Origin of the sequence: Amycolatopsis dendrobii (assembly GCF_014145675.1) — a bacterium.
In the GTDB taxonomy this organism is placed as follows: domain Bacteria; phylum Actinomycetota; class Actinomycetes; order Mycobacteriales; family Pseudonocardiaceae; genus Amycolatopsis; species Amycolatopsis dendrobii.
In genome coordinates this window covers 14,395-32,048 of the sequence record NZ_JACGZW010000020.1, presented here as the reverse complement: position 1 = coordinate 32,048, position 17,654 = coordinate 14,395, and the positions used below count along the sequence as shown (strand labels likewise).

Below are 17,654 nucleotides of genomic sequence, written 5' to 3'. Positions count from 1 at the left end.
GCTCCGATGAGCGCGGACCAGCCCGCCCGGGTGCTGCTGGCCGACGGACAGGTCGGCCTCGTGCGTCCGCTCGGACCGGCCGACACCGAGGCCGTGCTGCGGCTGCACACCGGCCTCGGGGAGCGGGATCGCTATTTCCGCTTCTTCGGGCCGCTTCCGTCCACTGTGGACAAGCTGGCGGCGGAGATCACCTCGGCGCCTGGCGAATGCCACCTGGCCGTCGGCTGCTTTCTCGACGGGACGCTGGCCGGAGTCGCGCACTGCGAACGGATCGGGGACACCGCCGATGCCGAGATCGCGCTCGTCGTCGACGGGAATCAGCGCACGCACGGAATCGCGACGCTGCTGATCGAACACCTCGCCGCGGCGGCGCGGGCGAACGGGATCAGCCGGTTCGTCGCGGAGGTGCTGGCCGAGAACGCGAAGGTGATCCGGGTGTTCGCCGAACTCGGCCTGCGGTACGAGATCGACCACGAGGGCCCGGAATGGTCGGTGACGATCTGGCTCGACGGCGAGGACGGTTATCCGGACGCGTTCGCCCGCCGCGACGAGGTCGCCGAAGCGGCGAGCCTGGCGCACCTGCTGCGTCCGGCGTCGGTCGTGGTGATCGGCGCGGGCAGGCGGGCCGGGTCGGTGGGGCACGCGGTCCTCGCGAACCTGGCGGCCAGCGGCTTTCCGGGTTCGGTGGAGGTCGTGCACCCGGTGGCGGAAGAGATCCTCGGCGTGCGCTGCGTACCGTCGGTCGCGGACCTGGCCGGGACTCCCGAACTGGCGGTGATCTGCCTTCCGGCGGAGGCCGCCGCGGACGCGGTGGAGGAATGCGGCAAACGCGGCGTGGCCGCGGCGGTCGTCGTTTCGTCCGGGCTGACCGGGACCGCAGCGGGCGCGCGCGTCCGGGAAGCGGTGCGCAGGCACGGCATGCGGCTGGTCGGACCGAACTGCCTCGGCGTGCTCTCGACGGATCCGTCCTGCCCGGTCGACGCGACCTTCCTCGCCCGCCGTCCGCGGGCCGGGAACATCGGCGTCGCGACCCAGTCCGGCGGCGTCGGGATCGCGCTCGTCGAGGCGCTGACCGGCCTCGGCCTCGGGCTTTCCTCGCTGGTCTCCACCGGCGACAAATACGACGTCAGCGGCAACGACCTGCTGCTGTGGTGGGCGAGCGACCGGCGCACCGAGCTCGTGGTGCTGTACCTCGAATCCTTCGGCAATCCCCGCAAATTCTCCCGGCTGGCGGCGCGGCTGGCGCGGACCAGGCCGGTGCTCGCGGTGCGGGCCGGAAGCGGCGGGACCGCCCAGCGCGCCGCTGCTTCGCACACGGCCGCCGCGGCGACGCCTGCGGTGACCCGCGACGCGCTTTACGCGCAGGCGGGCATCATCGCCGTCGACACGGTCGCCGAACTGGTGGATGTGCTCGCAGGTGTTTCCTGGCAACCGCTTCCGCGCGGCAGGCGTATCGCCGTGCTGAGCAACGCGGGCGGGGCCGGGGTCCTCGCGGCCGACGCGTGCGAGCGAGAAGGCCTCACGATGGCGAGCTTGTCCGCGGAGACGGCGGAAGGCCTGCGCGAGCTGCTGCCCGCCGAGGCCGCGGTGCACAACCCGGTCGACACGACGGCCGCGGTTCCGGCGGAGAAATTCGGGCAGGCGCTGCAGATCGTGCTCGCCGACCCCGGCGTCGACGCGGTCATCGCGGCGACGGTGCCGACCGCGGTCGGGAACCCCGCGGCCGCGCTAGCCGACGTGCTGCCGGGCGCGGACAAGACCGTGCTCGCGGTCCGGCCGGGACAACGGGAACGGGTGTCGCCGCTGTGCGCGGACGGACCCGCGGTCACCGCTTGCTACGACGACCCGGCGACCGCCGCGCTTGTGCTCGCCCGGCAGGCCGAGTACGCCGAGTGGCTCGCCCGGCCCAAGACGGATGCCTCGCCGCTGCCGGAGATCGACGCCGCTGCGGTGCGGGAGTTCGCGACAGCACGAGCGGCGGAGCGCGAGGGCTGGATGGCGCCGGCCGCCGCGGCGGAACTGCTCCGGCTCGCGGGAATCCCGTTGGTGCCGACCCGCTACGCCCGCGACGAGACCGAAGCCGTTGGCGCGGCGGAGGAATTCGACGGCCCGCTCGCGGTGAAGGCGGACGCCGAGGGGCTGCTGCACAAGTCCGCGGGCGGCGGCGTGTTGCTCGGCGTCGACGGACCGCTCGGCGCGCGGGACGCGTACCGGCTGCTGCTGACGCGATTCGGTCCGGGACTGCGCGGCGTGGTGATCCAGCCGATGGCCGACCGAGGCCGTGAACTGCTCGTCGGCGTGCGGTCGGACCCGGTGTTCGGGCCGCTGGTCGTGTTCGGGCTGGGCGGGGTCGACACCGACCTGGTGGCCGACCGGGCCGCGCGGCTCGCCCCGCTCACCGGGCCGGACGCGGACCTGCTGCTCGACGGCCTTCGCTCGGCCGAGGCGCTGTGGGCGTCCGGGATCGACCGGGCCGCGGTGCGCGAACTGCTGCTGAAGACCGGCCGGCTGGCGACGCTCGTGCCGGAGCTGGCGGAGCTGGACCTGAATCCGGTCGCGGCGCGGGCGGACGGCTGCGCCGCGCTCGACGTCCGGGTCCGGCTGGAGCGCCGGAAGCCCGCCGACCCGTACCTGCGCAAGCTGTCCGGCTGAGGCGACCACGAGGAGAACCCAGTGCGAATCCTGACCCTGAACCCCGGTTCGTCCAGCCTGAAGGCGGCGGTCGTGCACGACGGCGTCGCGGTGGGCTGGGCGGCTTGGCAGAGCGAAATGTCGCGTGCGGTCGTCGATGCCGTGGAGCGCTGGCCGCTGCCGGACGCGGTGGCGGTCCGGTTCGTCCACGGCGGGACGCAGAAGAGCCCGGTGCTGGTGACCGACCGGGTGGTGGCGAATCTCGACCGGCTCGTCCCGCTGGCTCCGATTCACCAGCCGCTGTCGCTGGACGTCGCCCGGCAGGTCCGGGACCTGCTGCCGGGTGTGCCGGTGGTGGCCTGCTTCGACACCGCGTTCCACGCGAACCTGCCCGACGCGGCCGCGCACTATCCGCTGCCGCGCCAATGGACGCGGCAGAACCGGTTGCGCCGCTACGGTTTCCACGGTTTGTCGGTGCAGTACGCGGTGCGCCGGACGGCGGAGTTGCTGCGGCGGCCGGTCGATGAGCTGCAACTGGTCTGTGCGCACGTCGGAGCCGGAGTGTCGGTGACCGCGGTGCGCGGCGGGCGGAGCGTGGACACGTCGATGGGATTCACCCCGCTGGAAGGACCCGCGATGGCCACCCGGTCGGGCTCGATCGACCCGGGATTGCTGCTGCACGTGATGAAAACCGCGCCGATGGGACCCGACGAGCTGGCCGACGCGCTGTGCCTGCGGTCCGGGCTCGCCGGGATGAGCGGGACGAGCGGCGATCTCGGCGAGGTGCGGGCGGCCGCCGCGGCCGGGAACGCCGATGCCGCGCTGGCGGTCGAGGTCTACGTCCACCGTCTCCGCCGGGAGATCGGCGCGGCCGCGGTCAGCCTCGGCCGGCTGGACGCTTTGGTGTTCACCGGCGGGGTCGCGCACTACCAGCCGGAGACGGTCGCCGAGGTCGCGCACGGTCTCGGGGTGCTGGGGGTGCGGGTCGGAGAACTCGCGCAGTCCGATGCGGACCGGGTGATCAGCTCGGCGGGCTCGGCGGTGCCGGTGCTGGTCGTCCGCGCCCGGGAAGACCTGGAACTCGCCCGCGGCGCGGAAGCCGTGCTCGCGGATCTGGGAAGTGAGGTGCACCGTGCACGTACTGCTGACCGAAGCGAAGTTCGGTGACTGCGACGCGCTCAGCGGGCCGTTGCGGGACAACGGGTGCCGGGTCAGCCGGTGCCATTCGCGGGAAGGGATCTGCCTCGCCCTCGGGCCGGGGACCTCGTGCCCGCTCGACGACCGCGCCGACCCGCCGGTGCTCGCCGTGGACGTCCGCGGCTCCGGGGACGAGATCACCGCGCGGGAGTACGGCGTCGTGTGCGCGCTGCGGGCGCTCGTCCCGGTCGCGTTGGTCCCGCCGGAACCGGGCCTGCCGGTGACCGTGCCCGCGGGGCTAGAGGACCGGGTCACCGTCACCGACGCCGCGAGTTTGCTGGCCACGTGCCGGGCGGCGTCCCTGGCGCCTGCGGGAGCGGGCAGATGACCGACGTCGCGTTCGCCTGGGACCGCTGCACGCGGGCGGTGCTCGTCGACGCGCTGGCGCGGCTGGACGTGCGCCGGTTCGTGGTCGAGACCCGGACCGGCGAGCTGGCGATCGCTCGCGTCGGCAGGCTCCGGCACGATCCCGGCGGACGCCACGTGCTCGCCGGATGCGGCACCGCGCTGTCCGCGGCCTGGATCGTGCTGCGGGGGCTGGGAATCCGTCCGGTGCTGTCGTTTCCGTGCGATCCGGGCCGCCCGGACGTCGTGGCGGCGGTGACCCCGGGCGCGGACGATCCGGCGACCACGAGCGACTGGGAGCGGTATCTCGCCCTGCGCGCGGTCGCCGGGCCGCCGCGCGGCCGGGCGGTGCCGGTCGAGGACCCGGCGGTGCTCGCCGGGCTGGCGGGGGAGAACCCGTGGCCGCGCACCCAGGTGACGCCGCACGCGGGCAGCCCCGGCCTCGCGGTGACAGCCGACGGCGACAGCTGCGTCGACCGGGTTCTGGTGGGCGCGGCGGCCCATTCGCTGCGGGTCGCCGCCGCGGTCCGCGGGTTGACGACTGAGGTGCGCCCCGGGAACCAGGGCCGCGCGCCGCAGGCGGTCGTCCTGGTGTTCGAGAGCTGACTTCGAGAGCTGAAGGAGTCCGATGACCACGCATCTTCGCCCGCCGCCCGCGACCGCGGAGCCGGACATCGACGCACGGGAGCCGATCGGCCTGCTGCTGCGCGATCTCCGTTCCGTGCCGGGCGGTCTGACCAGCCGCGAGGCGGCCCGGCGGCTGCAGGCCTACGGGCCGAACGAGCTGCCGCACAAGGGCGGCAGGCAGTGGCCGCTGGCTTTGCTGCGCCAGCTGGTCCACCCGCTCGCCCTGCTGCTGTGGGTCGCGGCCGGGCTGGCGTGGTTCGCGGGCACCACCAACCTGGCGATCGCGATCGTCGGGGTGATCATCCTGAACGGCCTGCTCGCGTTCTTCCAGGAGCAGCAAGCCGAACGCGCGGTCGAAGCGCTCGGCAAGTACCTGCCGGAGCGCAGCGCCGTGCTGCGCGACGGACTGGTCGCGCATCTCGAATCGGCCGAACTGGTCCGCGGCGACATCGTCCTGCTCGCCGAAGGCGATCGGGTCCCGGCGGACGCGCGGCTGATCGAGGGCACCGTGGACGTCGACGCGTCGATGCTCACCGGCGAGTCGGCCCCGGTGACCCGGACCGCCGATGCCGCGGACGACGCCGACCGCGCGCTCGACTCCCCGGTGCTGGTCTTCAGCGGCACTGTCTGTGTCGCGGGTTCGGCGCGGGCGGTGGTGCACGCGACCGGGCGACGCACCGAAATCGGCCGGATCGCGTCGCTGTCGGCCCGGATCGGCCGCGAGGAAAGCCCGCTGGAGCGGCAGGTGCGGCGGGTCGCGTGGCTGATCGCCGGGGTCGCGGTGGTGGTCGGCGTCGGGTTCCTGCCGCTCGGCGTGGCTGCCGGACTGTCGTGGTCGGCCGCCTTCGTGTTCGCGATCGGCTTGCTGGTGGCGAACGTGCCCGAGGGCCTGTTGCCCACGATCACGCTCGCGCTGGCGGCCGGGGTGCGGTCGATGGCGAAAGCGGGCGCGCTCGTGAAACGGCTGTCGGCGGTGGAGACGCTGGGTTCGACCACCGTCATCTGCACCGACAAAACCGGCACGCTGACCCAGAACTCGATGCGAGTGGAGGAACTGCGCGGCCCGGACGGGGCGGAATCCGCGCACCCGCGCGAAACCGCCGCCGTGCTCGCCCGGTGCAGCACCGCGGATGTGGCCGGCGGCTCCGGCGACCCGACCGAACTCGCGCTGCTGCGATTCGCCGATGACCATGGCCAGAACGTCACCACGAGCGCCCGCGAGGCCGCCCGGAAAGCGTTGTACCCGTTCGATCCCCGGCTCAAGCGAATGTCCACAGTGGACCTAGTGGACGGCGGACTCGTCGTCGCGGTGAAGGGCGCGCCCGAGCAGGTGCTGCCGTTGTGCAGCACGGAACTGGGCGGAGCGGAGCTGACCGCGGACCGGCGGGCGCGGCTGTCCGCGCTGGTCGACAGCATGGCCGGGCGCGCGCTGCGAGTGCTGGCCGTGGCCCGGCGGGACGCACCGGCGATCCCGGGCAGCCGGGCCGAAGCGGAGGACGGGTTGTGCCTGCTCGGCTTCGTCGGCCTGGTCGACCCGCCTCGTCCCGAGGTCGCCGACGCGGTGGCGGACTGCCATTCCGCCGGGATCACGGTGCACGTCGTGACCGGGGACAACGGGCTGACCGCGGCCGAGATCGCCCGCCGGGTGGGCATTGGCGCCGACCGGGTGGTGGACGGCGCCGCGCTCGCGCGGATGCCGGAGCCGGACCTCGACTCGGTGCTCGTCGGCGGCGACGAGGTGGTGTTCTCCCGCGCCGCGCCGGAGGACAAACTCCGCATCGCCGACGCGTTGCGCGACTGCGGCGAGGTCGTCGCGATGACCGGCGACGGGGTGAACGACGCGCCGGCGCTGCGGCGGGCCGACATCGGGGTGGCGATGGGCGTCGGCGGCACCGATGTCGCGAAGGAAGCCGCGACCGTCGTACTGACCGACGACAATTTCGCGACCATCGTCGCCGGGGTCCGCGAGGGCCGCCGGGTGTTCGACAACGTCCGCAAGTTCGTGCTCTACATCTTCGCGCACGCGGTGCCGGAAGTGCTGCCGTTCCTGCTGTTCGCGATTTCCGGCGGCGCGATCCCGCTGCCGCTGACGGTGTTGCAGATCCTCGCGATCGACCTCGGCACCGAAACGCTGCCCGCGCTCGCCCTCGGCCGGGAACCCGCCGAGCCCGGGCTGATGGCCCGCCGCCCGCGCTCCCGCCGCGAAGGCGTGGTGACCGGCCGGATGCTCCTGCGGGCCTGGGGAATCATGGGAGTGCTGTCGGCCGTGCTCGTGCTCGGCGCCTACTTCGCGGTGCTGTACGCCGCGGGCTGGCATCCCGGTGCGGACGTGTCCGACAGCTCGCCGCTGCACCACGCCTATCTCCAAGCCACGACGGCCAGCTTCGCAGCGATCGTGTTCTGCCAGATCGGAACCGCGTTCGCCGCCCGCACCGAGCGGGTGTCGCTGCGGGCGATCGGTCTGGGCACCAACAAGCTTCTGCTCGGCGGCATCGCCTTCGAACTTCTTTTCGCCGCCGCGCTCATCTATCTGCCCTGGCTGCAGGACGTCTTCGGCACCGCGGCGCTGCCCGCGTGGGTGTACGCGGTGCTAGTGCCGATGCCGGTGCTGGTCTGGGGCGCGGACGAACTGTTCCGGCTCCTGACCCGCCGTTCTTGAGGAGGACTGTCATGACACACGTGCGAAAACTGGCCGACATCCGGCTTTCCGACGCCGAGACCGCGGGCGGCAAGGGGGCGAACCTCGGCGAGCTGATCGCCGCGGGCTACCCGGTGCCGGACGGGTTCGTCGTCACCCGCGACGCGTACTGGTCCGCGCTGGAGGCCGCGGGGGTCCGCACCGAGGTCGCCGATCTGCACGCGAAAACGCTGACCGCGGTGGACGATGCGGCAGCGCTGGCAGCGGCGTGCGAGCGGCTGCGCGAGCTGGTGCGCTCGGCCGGGCTGCCGCAGGAGCTGGCGTCCGAGGTGACCGGCGCGTACCGCGCACTCGGCGACCAGCCCGTGGTGGCGGTGCGCTCGTCGGCCACCGGGGAGGACGGCAGCGAAGCCTCCTTCGCGGGCATGAACGCCAGCTACACCAACGTCGTCGACGAAGAAGCCTTGGCCGCGCGACTGGTCGACTGCTGGACGTCGCTGTTCTCGCCGCGAGTGGTGAGCTACCGGGCGAGCCGGGGATTCACCGGCGAACCGGCGATCGCGGTCGTCGTGCAGCGGATGATCCCGGCAGAGCGGTCGGGCGTGATCTTCACCGCCGACCCGCGCACCGGCGACCGCGACCGGGCAGTGGTCGAAGCAGTGTTCGGCCAGGGCGAGGCGATCGTGAGCGGCGCGGTGGACCCGGACACCTACGTGGTGGCGAAAGAGGACCTCCGGGTGCTCAGCGCGCGGATCGGCGCCCAGACGCACAAGATCATCCCGGAAGCGGGCGGGGGAGACGTGAAGGTCGCGCTGACCGCGCAGGTCGGCGGCAGGCGCGTGCTCGACGACGCCACCGTGCTCGGGCTGACGCGGCTCGCCTGCCGGGTCGAGGACCACTACGGCGTTCCGCAGGACATCGAGTTCGCGATCGCCGAGCACAAGACGTGGCTCGTGCAGTCCCGCCCGATCACGACCCTGCCTCCGGTGCAGGAAGAAGCCGCCGGAGTCCTGGTGACCGGGCTCGCCGCCTCGCCCGGCGAGGGCAGCGGCGCGGTCCGGGTGCTGCACGACCCGGCCGAGGCACGGCGGCTGCGCGACGGCGAGGTGCTGGTAGCCCCGATGACGACCCCGGACTGGGTCCCGGCGATCCGCCGGGCCGCGGCGCTGGTCACCGACGGCGGCGGCATGACGTGCCACGCCGCGGTGGTCGCCCGCGAACTGGGCGTCCCGTGCGTCGTCGGCACCGGCGACGCCACCCGGGTGCTCGCGGACCGCACGCTGATCACGGTCGACGGCACGAAAGGCGAGGTGCGGGCGGGAGCGATCACGCACGAGGCGGTGCACGCGACCCCCGTCGCCGCTCCGGCGGCGGCCGAGGCGATCGCCACCCGGCTGTATGTCAACCTCGCGATGCCCGACCACGCCGAGGAGGTCGCGGCTCAGCCGGTCGACGGCGTCGGCCTGCTCCGCGCCGAATTCCTGCTGACCTCCGCGCTCGGCGGACGGCATCCGCGCGCCTTGCTCGCCCGCGGCGAGGAAGAGTCCTTTGTGGACGCGATGGCGGAATCGCTGCTGCGGATCACGACCGCGTTCGGCTCGCGTCCGGTCGTCTACCGGGCCACCGACCTGCGCAGCAACGAATTCCGCGGCCTCGAGGGCGGAGCCGAGTACGAACCGGTCGAGAACAACCCGATGATCGGCTACCGCGGCTGCTACCGGTACGTGCGCGAGCACGACCTGTTCGCGCTGGAGCTGCGGACGCTGGCGCGGGTGCGGGAGCGGACGCCGAACCTGCACCTGATGATCCCGTTCGTGCGCACGAAGTGGGAGCTGGAGGCGTGCCTGGAGGCGGTGGACGCGAGCCCGCTCGGCAAGCAGCGCGGGCTGCACCGGTGGATCATGGCCGAGGTCCCGTCGGTCGTCTACTGGCTGCGCGAGTACGCCGGGCTGTGCATCGACGGGGTGTCGATCGGCAGCAACGACCTGACCCAGCTGATGCTCGGCGTCGACCGGGATTCGGCGGTGTGCGCCGAACTGTTCGACGAGGCCGACCCCGCCGTGCTCGACGCGATCACCCGGATCGTGAGCACCGCCCGCGCCCGCGGCATCACGTCGTCGCTGTGCGGCCAGGCGCCGTCGACGAATCCCGCGTTCGCCGAACATCTCGTGCGCGCCGGGATCACGTCGATCTCGGTCAACCCGGACGCGATCGGGGCGGCGCGCGGCGCGATCGCCGCGGCCGAACGCCGCGTCCTGCTGGAAAAGGCGCGCTGAGCGCCCGAGCCTGTGCGGAGGAGAAAGTCATGACCACAGCCAATGAACAGGAAATCGTCGTAGGCGTCGACGGATCGGCGGGCAGTGCCGCGGCGGTCCGCTGGGCGCTGACGGAAGCTAAGGCCAGCGGCCGGACCGTGGTGGCGTTGCGGGCCTGGACGTTCGACCCGCTCGCCGACATCGAGTCGGCCGTCAGCCGCACGCCGTCCGAGATCGCGTCCCGCTATCAGCACGAACTGGACCACGTGCTGGACGAGGCGCGCGGTGACTTCGAGGGGGTGCGGGTGCGCAGCGGCACGATCGACGGCGCCCCCGGCCCGGCGCTGGTCCGCGCGTCGGCGGACGCCGCGATGCTGGTGCTGGGCAGCCACGGGCACAGCCGGGTCTTGCGCCTGCTGGTCGGCTCGGTTTCCGAGTACTGCCTGCGCCAGTCGCGCTGCCCGGTCGTGATCGTCCCGGCCCGGTCGGCCGAAGAACGGGAACCGTTGCCGGACAAGGAAACCGCGGGCTCGTACTACCCCGGACCCCTGCTGTGAGGAGCGGAAGATGAAGAGGATACGCCGGATCCGCTCGGTGATGACCACCGACGTCGCGCGGATCGCATCGGGCACGTCGTTCAAAGCCGTCGCCGCACTGCTGGAAGAACGCGGCGTCGGCGGCGCACCGGTCGTCGACAAGGACGGCCGGGTGCTCGGCGTCGTTTCGCGCGGCGATCTGCTGGAGCGGAACGTCGAACACCACGGCATCGGACCGAAGGCGCGCCACGGCAGGCACAAGGCCGAAGCGCTCTTCGCTGCCGATTTGATGACCACGCCGGCGATCACCGTCTCTGCCGACGACGACGTTCTGCGCGCGGCCCAGCTCATGGAGAGCCATCGAGTGCACCGGCTGCCGGTGCTCGAATCGGACGGAACGCTCGCCGGGATCGTCTCGCGGGCGGATCTGGTGCGCGCGTATTTGCGGCCGGACAACGAGATTCGCGAGGAAGTGCGCGACGAAGTCCTGAGGCAGGAGATGTGCGTCGACCCGTCCACGCTGTACGTTTCGGTGCACGACGGGGTGGTGTCGCTGGACGGGACTGTCGAGCGCTACAGCATGATCCCGGTGCTGAAGGCCCTCGTCGGCCGGGTCGACGGCGTGGTGGAGGTGAAGGCGCGCCTGCGGGCGGAGCTGGACGACCGCGACATCCGCCCGGGGGAGCCCGCGCAGGGCGGGTTGTTCCCGGACCGGTCGATCCATCGGCCGTGAGTCCGGGCCGGGTGTTCGCCGACGGGAGTGCGCGGACGAGTGTCTCGCCGCGGTACGTCCCGTAACAGTCTCGGTTGCCCGGGCGACTCCCCACCACAACTACACCGTCGACTCCGCTGGGGTGCCGATGCCTGAGACGTTCGAGATGGACCGCGTGGACCGGATTGCCGACATTCTGTACGGTGTCGCCTCCGGGGGAGGCTTGATCCAGTACGTGCCGCTCGGCAGACGCGTCGGCGTACAGCCGAATCACCTGGGCTACTTCCTGGAGCAAGTCTCGATCCGGGCGGCGGATCAGGAAGCGCCCCTGTGGAGCGCGCTCGTCGTCTCGAAGGACAGCGGCCGGCCGAGCGAAGGCTTTTACGGCCTGGCCCGGCGACTGCGAAGCGAATACCGCGACCTCGACGAATCGACGCTGTGGCACCAAGAACGGCAGCGCTGCTACGAGGCCGCGCGCCCCGCCTGATACGGGCTGAAGGTGCGTGAGGGTTCCCCTCACGCACCTTCAGCTGGACCGCAGCGGCTCACTCGCGGAACAGAGCGACCTTCAGCGCTCCGCTGTCCTGCGGATGCGCGAAAACGTCATAAGCCTCATCCATCTCCTGCAACCCGAACCGGTGCGTGACCATCCGGCTCACGTCGAGGTGTCCGCCCGCCAGCATCCGCAGCAGCATGGGCGTGCTGGAGGTGTCGACCAGGCCGGTGGTGATGGTGACGTCCCGGATCCAGAGCCGTTCGAGATGCAGCGTGGCCGGTTTCCCGTGCACGCCGATGTTCGCGACCCGGCCGCCGGGGCGGACGAGCTCCGCGCACAGTTCGAATGTTTCCGGGACACCGACTGCTTCGACGGCCACGTCCGCACCGAGCCCGCCGCCTGCCTCGCGGACCGCGGCTTCCGCGTCCGAGGGCTGGACCGTCACGTCGGCACCCGCCGCTTTGGCTGCCGCCAGCCGGGCGGGTTCCTTGTCGATCACGATGACGGACGACGGGCTGTAGAGCCGGGCCGCGGTGATGGCGGCGAGGCCGATCGGGCCCGCGCCGACGATGGCCACTACGTCGCCGGGGCCGACCTGTCCATTGCGGACTCCGACCTCGTAGGACGTGGGAATGATGTCGGCCAGCAGCAGCGCCGACTCGTCGCTCACCGCGGGCGGCAGCAGGTAGACGGAGGTGTCGGCGAACGGGATCCGCGCGAACTCCGCCTGTACGCCGTCGACCAGGTGGCCGAGGATCCAGCCGCCTCCGCCGAGGCATTGGCCGTAGGCGCCGCGGCGGCAGTATTCGCAGCGGCCGCACGCGCTGATGCAGGACACGAGCACCCGGTCGCCCGGCTTGACCGCGGAGACCGCGTTGCCGATCCGCACGATGGTGCCGACCGCCTCGTGGCCGAGGATCCGGCCGCGTTCGACCTCGGGCACGTCGCCTTTCAGGATGTGCAGGTCGGTGCCGCAGATGGTGACGGCGTCGATCCGGACGATCGCGTCGGTCGGCGCGAGGATTTCCGGGTCCGGGCGGTCGGTCCAGGACCGGCGTCCGGGGCCGTCGTAGACGAGTGCCTTCACAGTTTCTCCTTCGGGAGACTGCGGGCGTCCGCCAGGACAGCGGACGCCCGTAAGCGGTTCAGCGCAGCCAGGTCCGGTCGCCGACGAAGGCGGCCCAGCGGCGGCCGATTCCCCACGTGTCCCCGGCGCACGCCGCGGCGAGCGCGATCAGGACGAGGGCGTAGACGAGGTGGTAGTCGAGGATCGGGTTGGTCGAGTGCGTGGGCGCCCCGGCGCCCGTGGTGCGGGCGAGCGGCCATTCCGCGGCCCACATGAGCAGCATCAGCACGGTGCCGGAAACGGCGGCGATCCGCAGCCCGGCCCCGGCGACCAGCGCGAGCCCGATGCCGAGCAGGCTCAGCATGAACAGCCAGTCGGCCCACCAGGTTCCGGCCCAGGCGTGGAACATCGAAGCGAACGGGCCGACGTCGACGTTGCTCAGGAAGCCGTTGGTGGGCGAGCCGCCGCGCAGCCAGGCCCCGGCGGCGGGGGTGGCGTAGCCAAGGCCGAACAGCTTGTCGGCGAACGGCCACAGGAACAGCAAGCCCGCGGCGATCCGCAGGACGGCGAGCGACCGCGCGCCGTAGCCTGCCCGCGGCGAGTCCGGTTCGGGGCGGTGCGCGGGAGTCCGTCCCGCGGCGGGCTTGTCGTGCTCGGGTTTGAGGGACATGGGGACCTCCATTCGTCTCTGGCCCGAGTCTGATCCGCAGGTCGGCGAACGCTCTGGAGCCGAAAGTCCCCGTCGGGCGGGCCGTTGGACGCGGACCGGCGCGGAGGGGCCGAAGGTCCGTCCGCGAGGGGACCGACGCCGCTGCCGCACGGTGCCGTCCGCGCCTACCGTCCGAGGGAAACCTGTTGCCGGAAAGGCGGAACCGATGACCGAACCCGCACTCGTCGCCGCAGTCGACGGCTCGCTGGCTTCCCTGCACGCGGTCGGCTGGGCGGCGCGCGCCGCGGCGGGGCGCGGAGTCCCGCTGCGGCTCGTGCACGTGCTCGACGAGCTGGCCCTCGACTTCCCCCGTCCATTGCGGACACTGGAGAACTTCGACCGCGTGCTCACCGCGCGCGGGCACCGGATCCTGCGCACCGCCCGCGACGCCGCCAAAGAAGCCGTACCCGCGCTGACGCCGGATCTGGTGCTGCTGCGCGGAATCGTCGGGAAGTGCCTGGTCGCGCAGTCCCGCGAGGCGGTGCTGCTGGTGCTCGGCACGCCCGGTCTGCGTCCGCTGGGCCGGATCCTGCTCGGCTCGGTCTCAGTGTCCCTCGCCGCGCACGCGGACTGCCCGGTGGCGCTCGTCCGGCCGCACGCGGGCGACGAAGAACCGCCAGCCGCCGGACCGGTCGTCGTGGGAGTCGACGGTTCGCCGTCGAGCGAACGGGCACTGGGGACGGCGTTCGAGGAAGCCTCGTGGCGGAACGCTCCGCTGACCGCGGTGCACTGCTGGGACGACCGGCTGCTGTCGGCGATCTTCCGGGAGAACCGCTGGACAGCCGACAGCGGGATCGAGCAGGAGGCGCACGTGGTGCTCGCCGAGCGAGTCGCCGGGTGGGCGGAGAAGTACCCGGGCGTGGACGTGCGGCAGCTGGTCGTGCGCGGCCGCCCGGCCGAGCAGCTGCTGGATCTGGCCGACCGGGCGCAGCTGCTCGTCGTGGGAAGCCGCGGGCGCGGCGGGTTCGGCGGGCTGCTGCTCGGGTCGACGAGCCAGGCGGCGATGTCCTACGCGCTGTGCCCGGTCATCGTCGCCGGTTCCGGCGAGGAACCGCCCGGCCCCAGCGGAAGTACGCCAGCGGACCCGCGAAATTGACGGCGATCGCGATCGCCCAGGCGGACTTCGGGCCGTTGACCCGGTCCTCCGGCCGTTTCGCGAGATCCCACCAGGCCGCCGCGGCCAGCAGCACCTGCACGGCCGCGGCGGCGATGAGGCCCCGCCGCTGCGCGGGGGACAGGTCGGAAAGCTTCCGGTGTGCTCGCATGGGCTCCTCCTCCGGTCGCGCTCCAGGCAACACCCCCGCGCGGCGTGCGGAAAGGGGCGAACGGCCCGGCGGCCGGGGACCGCGGACTCCGGCCGCCGGCACCGGAAAAGCCTACCGTGCAAAGAAAACGCGGAGGTGCTGTGATGACCGGACTGCTGGTTTCGGATGTGATGAACTGGCCGGTGGTGACGGCCGCCCCGGACACGCCGTTCAAGGAACTGATCGATCTTCTCGCTGCCAACGGCATCTCGGCGGTGCCGGTGACGAACGGTTCGGGGCGGCCGGTCGGGGTGGTTTCGGAACGTGAACTGCTCGCCAGGTACGACCGCCGGGCCGAAGGACCGAGACCGGGACTTTTCGCCTCTTCGCGCCGCCGGCGCGGCTGGGCGCGAGCGCGGGGCCGAAAGGCCGTCGACGTGATGAGCACCCCGGTGCGCGTCGTCCGGCAGGACGAACCGCTGGCCGACGCCGCGCGGTGGATGGTCGAGGCGAACCTGCGGCGGTTGTTCGTCGTCGACGGTTCCGGGGCGCTCACCGGAGTGCTCGCCCGCCGGGATGTGCTCGCGGTGTTCCTCCGGCCGGACGCGGAGATCAAGGAAATGGTCGAACGCCGGGTGCTGCGCCAGGCGCTGTGGGCCGACCCCGCGACGACGTCGGTGCGGGTCGACGACGGCGTGGTCACGCTGACCGGAATCGTGGACAGCCCCGGCGAGGTGCTGCGCGCCGAGCGGTTGACCGAGGTGCTGCCCGGAGTGGTCGGCGTGCGAAACCAGTTGCGCTGCGCTGGAGACCGGCACGAGGTCGGCGTCCGGCCGTGACGATGACGGAACGGCCGCCGCGGATTCCGTTCCGCGGCGGCCGTTCCGCGGTCAGCCTTGGTCGAGGGCGCGCCCGATGACTTCGGCGAGTTCGACAGTGCGGGCCACATAGCCCCATTCGTTGTCGTACCAGCCGAACGCCTTGACCAGGTGCCCGTCGGCTTTGGTGAGGCCCGAATCGAAGACGCACGACGACGGGTCGCCGATGATGTCGCGCGACACCAGGGGCGCTTCGGTGTAGCGGAGGATTCCCTTGAGCTGCCCGTCGGCGGCGTGCGCGAACGCGCGGTTGACCTCGTCCGCGGTGACGTCCCGCTCGAGTTCGACGGTCAGGTCGGTGAGCGAACCGTCCTCGACCGGGACCCGGATCGCGACCCCGTCGAGCTTGCCCGCGAGCGCCGGGATCACCTCGCCGATCGCCCGCGCGGCTCCGGTGCTCGTCGGGATCAGGTTCACCGCGGCCGACCTGGCCCGCCGCGGGTCCCGGTGCGGCCGGTCGAGCAGCGCCTGGTCCCCGGTGTAGCTGTGGATCGTGGTGAGCAGTCCCCGGCGGATCCCGAACGCCTCGTGCAGCACCTTGACCATCGGCGCGGCGCAGTTCGTGGTGCAGGAGGCGTTGGAGACGACGTCGTGGCGCGCCGGGTCGTAGTCGCCGTCGTTGACGCCGAGCACCAGCGTCGCGTCGAGTCCCTTGCCCGGCGCGGAAACGAGCACCTTCCGCGCGCCCGCGGCGAGGTGCCCGGCGGCCGCCTCGCGGGTGCGGAAGCGGCCGGTCGCCTCGATCCCGATCGACACGCCGAACTCGTTCCACGGCAGGTTCGCCGGTTCGGTCACGGACGTCACCTGCACGACGTGGTCGCCCACCTCGATCGCGTCGCCGATCACCCGCACCGGCAGCCGCAGCGGGCCGTAGGTGGAATCGTGGGCGAGCAGGTGGGCGAGAGTGTCCGGCGTGGTGACGTCGTTGACCGCGACCACTTCGACCGGGCTGTCCGGCCGTTCCAGGACGCGGCGCAGGATGTCGCGGCCGATGCGGCCGAAGCCGTTGATGCCGACTCGTACGGTCATGGTCTCTCCACAAGGTTGTCGGTGTTCGGACGGGTTCTTCCGGGAGCGCGGCCGAGCGCGCCCCATCCGCTGCCCGCGCGGAACGGCAGGCCGAGCCGGAACCGGGCCGATAGCGCGGCCTCGGCCAGTCGCGCGCCCGCGCGCCAGAACGCGCCGGTGCTGACCCAGTAGCGCGAGGACGACTCGTCGACGCGGGCCGGATCGTCGCCGGGGGCGAGCGGGATCTGGGCGAAGGCGGCGTCGTCGAGCAGGTCCAGCACCTGCCGCACGACCGGGGACGGCCCGGCGGACAGGGTCGTCCCGCGTCGCTGCGCGGCGATCGCGCCGGCGGCCGCGTCGGCCTGAAGCAGCGCGAGATACCCCAGTTTCAGGGGGAAATCCCCGGCATCGCCGGGCCCGAAGACCTCCGGCCGCCCGAGCACCGCTCGGCCGAGCGGATCGCAGCGCAGGAATCCGCGCTCGTCGCACGGGAGACCGGAGTAATGGACGGAAGCGACCTGCGGCGGGAACGTGGCGAGGACGTCGAATTCCCGCACAGAGCCGTCGGCGAAAACGGCGCTGCGTTCGGTCGCCTTGGCCAGCGTCGCCGCGGTGCGGCCCTCGATGCCGCGCGCCTCGAACTGCCGGGAGACGAGCTCGTGCAGTTTGGGGCCGAAGGCCTGGACGTAGCTCTCCTCGCAGGTGTCGAAGGCGATTTCCACGCCGTCGCGGATCTGCTTGCGGCGCAGCCACGTGTCGAGCATCAGCGCGACCTCGTACAGCGGTGCCGCGCACTGATTGCCCGGCGGCAGCGCGAAAAGCACTCGCTGCGCGCGGCCGTGCCGGGCGTGCTGCGCGGCCCAGCGCAGATCCTCGCCGAGCCGGTGCAGCGCACCCGCAGCGGCGATCGAATGGGCGTGCTCGGCGAGCCCGGGGATCTCCTCCGGCCTGCTCGCGGCTCCGGTGGCGAGGACGAGCCGGTCGTAGGCCATCCGGCCGCGGGAGGTGTGCACCTGCCCGCGGTCGAGGTCGATTCCTTCGGCGGTCGCGATCACCGCCCCGATCCCGCGCCGCCGGAACGCGCCGGCGAGCGGTACGTGCAACGGCGCCTCGGCTGCTCCGAACGGCAGCCGGACCGTTCCCGGCCGGTACAGGAAATCGTCACGGTCGGACACGACGGTGATTCCCACGTCGTCCTCGCCTGCCCGGGCCCGGAGCCGGAAAGCCGTTTCCAGCCCGGCGAAACCGCTGCCGAGAACGACGACCTCGGTGCGTGCCATGCTGTCTCCTCCCTTTCGCCCCGCTCACGGTG

Annotated in this window: 16 protein-coding genes; 11 read left to right on the top strand and 5 right to left on the bottom strand. The window is 72.5% G+C overall.

The features are described 5' to 3' along the window. The first annotated feature begins 6 nt into the window (after positions 1-6). From H4281_RS40760 to H4281_RS40720, 9 genes are all read left to right on the top strand, one after another. Entirely contained in the window at positions 7-2,652 is a 2,646-nt protein-coding gene (locus tag H4281_RS40760; RefSeq protein ID WP_182896193.1) for a bifunctional acetate--CoA ligase family protein/GNAT family N-acetyltransferase, read from the top strand. A gap of 21 nt (positions 2,653-2,673) precedes the next feature. Further along, positions 2,674-3,798, top strand: a complete 1,125-nt coding sequence (locus tag H4281_RS40755; RefSeq protein WP_182896192.1) for an acetate/propionate family kinase — start codon at positions 2,674-2,676, stop codon at positions 3,796-3,798. After that, complete coding sequence (locus tag H4281_RS40750) at positions 3,764-4,156, top strand: hypothetical protein (RefSeq protein ID WP_182896191.1); 393 nt, start codon at positions 3,764-3,766, stop codon at positions 4,154-4,156. Before H4281_RS40755 ends, H4281_RS40750 begins: the two co-directional genes overlap by 35 nt. Beyond that, positions 4,153-4,779 carry a hypothetical protein gene (locus H4281_RS40745; protein WP_182896190.1) on the top strand — a complete coding sequence of 209 codons (627 nt, stop codon included), beginning with the start codon at positions 4,153-4,155 and terminating at the stop codon, positions 4,777-4,779. The genes H4281_RS40750 and H4281_RS40745 overlap by 4 nt, the downstream gene beginning before the upstream one ends. Before the next feature lie 22 nt (positions 4,780-4,801). Next, entirely contained in the window at positions 4,802-7,459 is a 2,658-nt protein-coding gene (locus H4281_RS40740) for a cation-translocating P-type ATPase (RefSeq protein ID WP_182896189.1), read from the top strand. Positions 7,460-7,470: 11 nt separating this feature from the next. Then, complete coding sequence (gene ppsA, locus H4281_RS40735) at positions 7,471-9,714, top strand: phosphoenolpyruvate synthase (protein WP_182896188.1); 2,244 nt, start codon at positions 7,471-7,473, stop codon at positions 9,712-9,714. 29 nt (positions 9,715-9,743) lie between these two features. Beyond that, positions 9,744-10,250, top strand: coding sequence for a universal stress protein (locus H4281_RS40730; protein ID WP_182896187.1), 507 nt, complete (start codon positions 9,744-9,746; stop codon positions 10,248-10,250). 10 nt (positions 10,251-10,260) lie between these two features. Then, a complete protein-coding gene (locus H4281_RS40725) occupies positions 10,261-10,962 on the top strand; it encodes a CBS domain-containing protein (RefSeq protein ID WP_182896186.1) in 702 nt (233 codons plus the stop codon). A 127-nt stretch (positions 10,963-11,089) separates the two neighbouring features. Then, positions 11,090-11,428 (top strand): hypothetical protein, encoded by a 339-nt coding sequence (locus tag H4281_RS40720; protein WP_182896185.1) that lies wholly within the window; start codon positions 11,090-11,092, stop codon positions 11,426-11,428. Between the two features lie 58 nt (positions 11,429-11,486). Here the strand turns inward: H4281_RS40720 and H4281_RS40715 are convergent, their stop codons facing one another. Both H4281_RS40715 and H4281_RS40710 read right to left on the bottom strand, forming a co-directional pair. Next, positions 11,487-12,524, bottom strand: a complete 1,038-nt coding sequence (locus H4281_RS40715; RefSeq protein ID WP_182896184.1) for an alcohol dehydrogenase catalytic domain-containing protein — start codon at positions 12,522-12,524, stop codon at positions 11,487-11,489. A gap of 58 nt (positions 12,525-12,582) precedes the next feature. Continuing rightward, positions 12,583-13,173: a hypothetical protein gene (locus H4281_RS40710; RefSeq protein ID WP_182896183.1), complete on the bottom strand. Its 591-nt coding sequence runs from the start codon at positions 13,171-13,173 to the stop codon at positions 12,583-12,585. Between the two features lie 205 nt (positions 13,174-13,378). Between H4281_RS40710 and H4281_RS40705 the strand changes: the two genes are divergently transcribed. Continuing rightward, positions 13,379-14,308, top strand: coding sequence for a universal stress protein (locus H4281_RS40705; RefSeq protein ID WP_182896182.1), 930 nt, complete (start codon positions 13,379-13,381; stop codon positions 14,306-14,308). Here the strand turns inward: H4281_RS40705 and H4281_RS40700 are convergent. Next, a complete protein-coding gene (locus tag H4281_RS40700; RefSeq protein ID WP_182896181.1) occupies positions 14,238-14,477 on the bottom strand; it encodes a PLDc N-terminal domain-containing protein in 240 nt (79 codons plus the stop codon). The two genes, H4281_RS40705 and H4281_RS40700, sit on opposite strands and share 71 nt — an antisense overlap. 143 nt (positions 14,478-14,620) lie before the next feature. Here H4281_RS40700 and H4281_RS40695 point away from each other — a divergent pair, with 143 nt between their 5' ends. Beyond that, positions 14,621-15,295 (top strand): CBS domain-containing protein, encoded by a 675-nt coding sequence (locus H4281_RS40695; protein WP_182896180.1) that lies wholly within the window; start codon positions 14,621-14,623, stop codon positions 15,293-15,295. 51 nt (positions 15,296-15,346) lie between these two features. On the opposite strand, the gene gap is transcribed toward H4281_RS40695, so the two are convergent. After that, a complete protein-coding gene (gene gap / locus H4281_RS40690; RefSeq protein ID WP_182896179.1) occupies positions 15,347-16,363 on the bottom strand; it encodes a type I glyceraldehyde-3-phosphate dehydrogenase in 1,017 nt (338 codons plus the stop codon). Continuing rightward, entirely contained in the window at positions 16,360-17,622 is a 1,263-nt protein-coding gene (locus H4281_RS40685) for an NAD(P)/FAD-dependent oxidoreductase (protein WP_182896178.1), read from the bottom strand. Before H4281_RS40685 ends, gap begins: the two co-directional genes overlap by 4 nt. Positions 17,623-17,654 lie beyond the last annotated feature (32 nt).

What these genes read in the sequence shown, in the direction of transcription:
- ppsA (WP_182896188.1), top strand. Translation starts at nt 7,471, where the DNA reads ATGACACACGTGCGAAAACTGGCCGACATCCGGCTTTCCGACGCCGAG.
- H4281_RS40730 (WP_182896187.1), top strand. Translation starts at nt 9,744, where the DNA reads ATGACCACAGCCAATGAACAGGAAATCGTCGTAGGCGTCGACGGATCG.
- gap (WP_182896179.1), bottom strand. Translation starts at nt 16,363, where the DNA reads ATGACCGTACGAGTCGGCATCAACGGCTTCGGCCGCATCGGCCGCGAC.
- H4281_RS40695 (WP_182896180.1), top strand. Translation starts at nt 14,621, where the DNA reads ATGACCGGACTGCTGGTTTCGGATGTGATGAACTGGCCGGTGGTGACG.
- H4281_RS40745 (WP_182896190.1), top strand. Translation starts at nt 4,153, where the DNA reads ATGACCGACGTCGCGTTCGCCTGGGACCGCTGCACGCGGGCGGTGCTC.
- H4281_RS40700 (WP_182896181.1), bottom strand. Translation starts at nt 14,477, where the DNA reads ATGCGAGCACACCGGAAGCTTTCCGACCTGTCCCCCGCGCAGCGGCGG.
- H4281_RS40740 (WP_182896189.1), top strand. Translation starts at nt 4,802, where the DNA reads ATGACCACGCATCTTCGCCCGCCGCCCGCGACCGCGGAGCCGGACATC.
- H4281_RS40760 (WP_182896193.1), top strand. Translation starts at nt 7, where the DNA reads ATGAGCGCGGACCAGCCCGCCCGGGTGCTGCTGGCCGACGGACAGGTC.
- H4281_RS40720 (WP_182896185.1), top strand. Translation starts at nt 11,090, where the DNA reads ATGCCTGAGACGTTCGAGATGGACCGCGTGGACCGGATTGCCGACATT.
- H4281_RS40705 (WP_182896182.1), top strand. Translation starts at nt 13,379, where the DNA reads ATGACCGAACCCGCACTCGTCGCCGCAGTCGACGGCTCGCTGGCTTCC.
- H4281_RS40725 (WP_182896186.1), top strand. Translation starts at nt 10,261, where the DNA reads ATGAAGAGGATACGCCGGATCCGCTCGGTGATGACCACCGACGTCGCG.
- H4281_RS40685 (WP_182896178.1), bottom strand. Translation starts at nt 17,622, where the DNA reads ATGGCACGCACCGAGGTCGTCGTTCTCGGCAGCGGTTTCGCCGGGCTG.
- H4281_RS40710 (WP_182896183.1), bottom strand. Translation starts at nt 13,173, where the DNA reads ATGTCCCTCAAACCCGAGCACGACAAGCCCGCCGCGGGACGGACTCCC.